A 5,303-nucleotide genomic window follows, 5' to 3' on the forward strand; every position below is an offset into this window, starting at 1 on the left:
ACCGCCCGGTGCGGACCCGCATGCCGGGTGGTGTGGGAGGGGAACGGTCAGGTAGGCTGACCGCCCCTATCCCGATTCTGCATGCCGCAGGCGGTTGATCACTCCATGCGGTACTTGTCGTGACAGGCCTTGCAGGTGGCGCCGGTCTCGCCGAAGGCTTGCTGCACCGCCGCCTTGTCGCCCGTGGCGGCGACCTTGGCCAGGTTGGCGGCGGCTGCGTTGAAGTCGGTGGCGAGCTTGCCGACGTCTTCCATGTTCTGGAAGAACTCGGGCTTGACGCGGGTCTTGACGTCGCCGATGTCCTTGTCGGTGCCGGGGCCGTACAGCGCGCCCATGCCCGACGCGGCAATGGCGGCGATCGCATTGGCGGCGGCCTCGACCTGCTGGGCGTTGAACTCGCCCTCGACGTTGGCCTTGATCTTGCCCATGTTCCAGCTCATGAAGCTGTAGCCCGCCTGGCGGAACTTGATCTGATCCTCCGGCTTGACCTGGGCCGCTGCGGTGGTGGCGATCGACAGGGCAAGGGCGCCGAACAGGATGGATTTCTTCATGGAGTACCTCGTCTTGTTGTGTGGGAAGGGGAAACGACTTCATGCAAGCGGCAACAGGGTCGATGCCGGCCAGACCGCGAATCGACTGCCGCGGCCGGCAAATGGTTCAACCGAATGTATAGCACTGGCGGGTGATGGTGTCATGACGTCGCGACCGCACGCTGCCCTCAAGCGTCGGCCGCTGCGGCCGATAAGCACATCGGACACGCAAGAAACGATGATGGCCCGTCGACACGGGCAGGGAGATTGCACGATGCGCCGCCTTGCAGACACACCGATCTGGCTTCGCCTGACCGTCGCGATCTGGCTCATGCTGGTCGTCGCCTGGGGCGGCATGATCGCCTGGGAGACCCGGGTGAACCGGGACATGGCGATCGAGCAGGCGAAGGATTTCGCGATCAGCTTCAACGAGATGACCATGGCCGGCCTCACCGGCATGATGATCACCGGCACCGTCGGCCAGCGCGACGTGTTCCTCGACCAGATCAAGGAGCTGCAGGCCGTGCGCGACCTCAAGGTGATCCGGGGCGAGGCGGTGAGCCGTGTATTCGGCGACGGTGGCGTGGCCATCAGCGGTAGCGACGCCGAGGAGCGGCTGGCCCTGCTCGAGGGCCGCAGCACGATGCGCGTCGAGCACACGCCCGAGCACGGCGAGCACCTGCGCGTGGTGATTCCGTCGCTCGCCTCGTCCAATTGGCTGGGCAAGGACTGCATCGCCTGCCATCAGGTCGCGCCGGGCACCCCGCTGGGCGTGGTGTCGATGCGCATCTCGCTCGACAAGGCCAATGCCGCGGTCACCGAGTTCCGCAACAAGAGCGCGCTGTTCGCGCTCCTCGTGTCGCTGCCGCTGATCGGCTTCGTCTATCTCTTCATCCGCCGCTTCGTCACCCGTCCGCTGTCGCAGCTCAACGAGGGCCTGGCGCAGATCGCGCAAGGCGGCGGCGACCTGACGCGGCGCCTCGACGTCAACGGCCAGGACGAGATCGGTCGCACCGCGATGACCTTCAACGACATGATGGCCACCCTCGCCGCGCTGGTGCGCCAGGTCGGCGAGTCGGCCTCGGCGGTGACCGATGCCGCGCATGAGCTCGCCGGCAGCGCGGCCGGCGTGGCCAAGGGCTCGCAGCGCCAGAGCGAGAGCTCGGCGAACGCGGCCGACACGGTGGACGCGATGATGGGCAACATCGCCCACATCGCCGAGCACACCGAAGCGGTGCGCGCCCGTTCCCATGAGAGCCTGAGGCGCTCGCAGGAGGGCCAGGGCAGTCTTCAACACCTGGTCGGCGAGGTCGGCCAGGTCGAGACCACCGTGCGCCAGATGGCCGATGCGGTGGGCGATTTCGTCGAGTCGACGCAAGCGATCTCGCGCATGACCAGCGAAGTACGCGAGATCGCCGAGCAGACCAACCTGCTCGCGCTCAATGCCGCCATCGAAGCCGCGCGCGCAGGTGAGCAGGGGCGCGGTTTTGCGGTGGTGGCGGACGAGGTGCGCAAGCTGGCAGAAAAGTCCGCGCGTTCGGCCGGCGAGATCGACGCCCTCACGCGTGAGATCGAGCGCCGCTCGGATTCCGTGCAGGGCGCGATCGACAGTGGGCTGAGCTACATCGACTCCAGCCGCGGGGTGGCGGACACCGTCATCCAGGTGCTGGGCGCGGCCAACGCGCTGGTGGTGGAAGTGGGCGAGGGGCTGGACCAGATCGCCCAGGCAAGCGCCGAGCAGCGCACGGCGAGCCAGTCGGTCACGGTGAGCATCGGCGAGATCGCCGGCATGGCACAGGAGAACAACCGCAGCGTCGATCGCACCGTGGCCGCGGCGCAGACGCTGGAGCAGCTCGCCGCGCGGCTGCAGGAGTCGGTGTCGCGCTTCCGCTTCTGAGGTGGCGCAGGCGCCTGCCCGGCACACGGGGCGGGGAGCGCGGCGGGTGTGGCCCGCGACGCCCCCGCGCCATCATCAGTCGATCCGCACCGGCACGAAGATGCGGGCACTGCCACGCTGGATCAGCAGGGCGAAGCGGTTGCCGGCGCGTTGCAGCAGGGCGCGGAATTCCGCGCTGCTGGTGACCGGCTGGTTGTTGATGGCGAGGATGATGTCGCCGCGCTGCAAGCCGGCGCTTGCCGCCGCGCCTTCGACCCCTTCGATCACCAGGCCGCCGCGCAGGCGCTGTTCGCTCGCTTCCTGGGCGGTCAGCGCGCGTGCGCTCAGCCCCAGCTTGTCGCCGAAGCGCTCGACCTGGCTCGGCGCCGGCTCGGCGCTGGCCACGGTGTCGGTGGTTAGTTCGTCGAGGGTGGCGGTGAGGTTGCGCGAGCGGCCGTCGCGCCAGACCTCCATGCGCACCTGGGTGCCGGGCCGCTTCTCGCCGATTACCCGCGGCAGTTCGGCCGAGTCGCCGATGCGGCGGCCATCGACGCTGAGCACCACGTCACCCGGCTGCAGGCCGGCCTTCTCCGCCGCGCTGCCCGGGTCCACGCTCGCCACCAGCGCGCCGTGGGCCTCGGGCAGGCCGAAGGACTGCGCCAGATCCTTGTCCACGCCCTGGATGGCGATGCCCAGCCGGCCGCGCTGCACGCGGCCATGGGCGACGAGCTGGTCCTTGACGTTCAGCGCCACGTCGATCGGGATCGCGAACGAGATGCCCATGAAGCCGCCCGAGCGCGAGTAGATCTGCGAGTTGATGCCGATCACCTCGCCGGCGAGGTTGAACAGCGGCCCGCCCGAGTTGCCCGGGTTGATGGCGACGTCGGTCTGGATGAAGGGCACGTAGGTCTCGTCCGGCAGGCGGCGTGCCTTGGCCGAGATGATGCCCGCGGTGACGGTGTTGTCGAAGCCGAAAGGCGAGCCCATCGCCACCACCCATTCGCCGACGCGGGCGTCGTCGGGATTGCCCATCTTCAGCGTGGGCAGGTTCTGGGCGTCGATCTTGAGCAGGGCGACGTCGGTGCGGCGGTCGATGCCGACCACGGTGGCCTTGAACTCGCGCTTGTCGATCAGCCGCACGGTGACCTCGGACAAGGCCGCGTCGGCGCTCTCGCCGGCCACCACGTGGGCGTTGGTCAGCACGTAGCCGTCCTGGCTGACGATGAAGCCCGAGCCGATGCCCTGGCGCATGCGCGGACCCATGCCCGGCTGGCCGGGAAAGCCCGGCATCGGCACGCCGAAGCGGCGCAGGAAGTCGTAGAACGGGTCGTTGGCGAAGGGGTTCTCGCCCGTCGTCCCCTGCGCCTGACGCTGCACCACGCTGATGTTGACGACCGCCGGGCCGACCTGCTCGACCAGATCGCCGAAGTCGGGCAATCCGTAACGGTTGGGCAACACGATCGTCGGCGCGGTGGCGGCCGCCTGGGCGAGCGCCGGAGACACGAAAGGCGCTTGCGGAAGCGCGGCGGAGAGGGCGACGGCAAATGCACTGAAGGCAAGGAGCTTTTTCATATCGGTATTCACGCGCGGGTCGTGGAAGAGGAATGAGCGGGTTTGAGCGACACGACTGCGTGGACGTCCGAATCCGTGTCCTGTTCCCGCCGAGACTTGCGTTTTCACATCGGGGCGATGGCGGCGACTTCAAGCCCCCCGCGGCGGTGCGCGGCCACACCGCGCGAGCAGGACCTCGGCGGACGCGGTAACATCGCCGTGTTGCCCATTTCAGATGGATAGCCCGCGCGGCGCGTCGACATCATGACCCTCACCGATCTCCGCTACCTCGTCGCGCTCGCACACGAGCGTCATTTCGGCCGTGCTGCAGAGAAGTGCCATGTGTCGCAGCCGACCTTGTCGGTGGCGGTGAAGAAGGTCGAGGAAGAACTCGGCATCCAGCTTTTCGAGCGCAGCGCCTCCGAGGTCAAGATCACCGAGACCGGCCGCCGCATCGTCGCCCAGGCCGAGAAGGTGCTGATGGAGGCGAGCCAGATCCAGGAGATCGCCGCCGCCGGCAAGGACCCGCTCGCCGGCCCCTTGCGCCTGGGCGTGATCTACACCATCGGGCCCTATCTGCTGCCGCGGCTGATTCCGCGTGTGCACCAGCTTGCGCCCAGGATGCCGCTGATCATCCAGGAGAACTTCACCGCGCGCCTGGCCGAGGCGCTCAAGCGCGGTGAGCTCGACGTCATCATCATCAGCCTGCCCTTCGAGGAAGCGGGCATCGTCGCCCAGCCGGTGTATGACGAACCGTTCCGGGTGTTGATGCCCTCGGATCACGCGTGGACCCGCGAAAAGGCGATCGCCGCCGAACATCTGGCCGACGACCAGTTGTTGCTGCTTGGCGCCGGCAACTGCTTCCGCGAGCAGGTGCTGGAGGTGTGCCCGAGCTGCCGCAACATCGGCGGCCTGCAGCGTACCCTGGAGGGCAGCTCGCTCGAGACCATCCGCCACATGGTCGCCACCGGGCTGGGCGTCACCGTGCTGCCGAGCTCGGCCGCCGACGAGATGTCGGAGCAGAATCCGCTGGTGACGGTGCGCCCGTTCAGCGAGCCCGAGCCCTTGCGTCGGGTGGCGCTGGCCTGGCGGGTGACCTATCCGCGCAGCGGCGCGATCGACGTGCTGCGCGCGGCCATCCTGGACAGCGAGCTGCCCGGTGTGAGGCCGCTGGGGCACGTGTCCCAGCGGCTTTCGGCCTGCGTGCCCGATAGACACACTGGATGAGGGAGATCTTCCGAGTCAATTGGCGCCCCTGACGCGATTGACCTAGTGTAGTGCTGCATTTTGTTTGGAACTTAAGCGGCTGTTTGCGCGGATGACCTTCTGCAGGATGTCGCGAGCGC

At 68.1% G+C, this 5,303-nt stretch carries 4 protein-coding genes; 2 read left to right on the forward strand and 2 right to left on the reverse strand.

From position 1 onward, the window contains the following. Positions 1-98: 98 nt before the first annotated feature. Entirely contained in the window at positions 99-551 is a 453-nt protein-coding gene (locus ACMV5O_RS21135) for a c-type cytochrome (protein WP_416165283.1), read from the reverse strand. A 253-nt stretch (positions 552-804) separates the two neighbouring features. On the opposite strand from ACMV5O_RS21135, the gene ACMV5O_RS21140 reads away from it, so the two are divergent. Beyond that, positions 805-2,427 (forward strand): methyl-accepting chemotaxis protein, encoded by a 1,623-nt coding sequence (locus tag ACMV5O_RS21140; protein ID WP_416165284.1) that lies wholly within the window; start codon positions 805-807, stop codon positions 2,425-2,427. Positions 2,428-2,502: 75 nt separating this feature from the next. Here ACMV5O_RS21140 and ACMV5O_RS21145 read toward each other — a convergent pair whose 3' ends face one another. Continuing rightward, positions 2,503-3,978 (reverse strand): DegQ family serine endoprotease, encoded by a 1,476-nt coding sequence (locus ACMV5O_RS21145; RefSeq protein WP_416165285.1) that lies wholly within the window; start codon positions 3,976-3,978, stop codon positions 2,503-2,505. A gap of 243 nt (positions 3,979-4,221) precedes the next feature. Here ACMV5O_RS21145 and ACMV5O_RS21150 point away from each other — a divergent pair, with 243 nt between their 5' ends. Beyond that, entirely contained in the window at positions 4,222-5,184 is a 963-nt protein-coding gene (locus tag ACMV5O_RS21150; protein ID WP_416165286.1) for a hydrogen peroxide-inducible genes activator, read from the forward strand. Positions 5,185-5,303: the final 119 nt, after the last annotated feature.

Origin of the sequence: Thauera sp. WH-1 (assembly GCF_047806685.1) — a bacterium.
Lineage (GTDB): Bacteria > Pseudomonadota > Gammaproteobacteria > Burkholderiales > Rhodocyclaceae > Thauera.

Coding starts and splice junctions, on each gene's coding strand:
- ACMV5O_RS21135 (WP_416165283.1), bottom strand. CDS start 551: ATGAAGAAATCCATCCTGTTCGGCGCCCTTGCCCTGTCGATCGCCACC.
- ACMV5O_RS21140 (WP_416165284.1), top strand. CDS start 805: ATGCGCCGCCTTGCAGACACACCGATCTGGCTTCGCCTGACCGTCGCG.
- ACMV5O_RS21145 (WP_416165285.1), bottom strand. CDS start 3,978: ATGAAAAAGCTCCTTGCCTTCAGTGCATTTGCCGTCGCCCTCTCCGCC.
- ACMV5O_RS21150 (WP_416165286.1), top strand. CDS start 4,222: ATGACCCTCACCGATCTCCGCTACCTCGTCGCGCTCGCACACGAGCGT.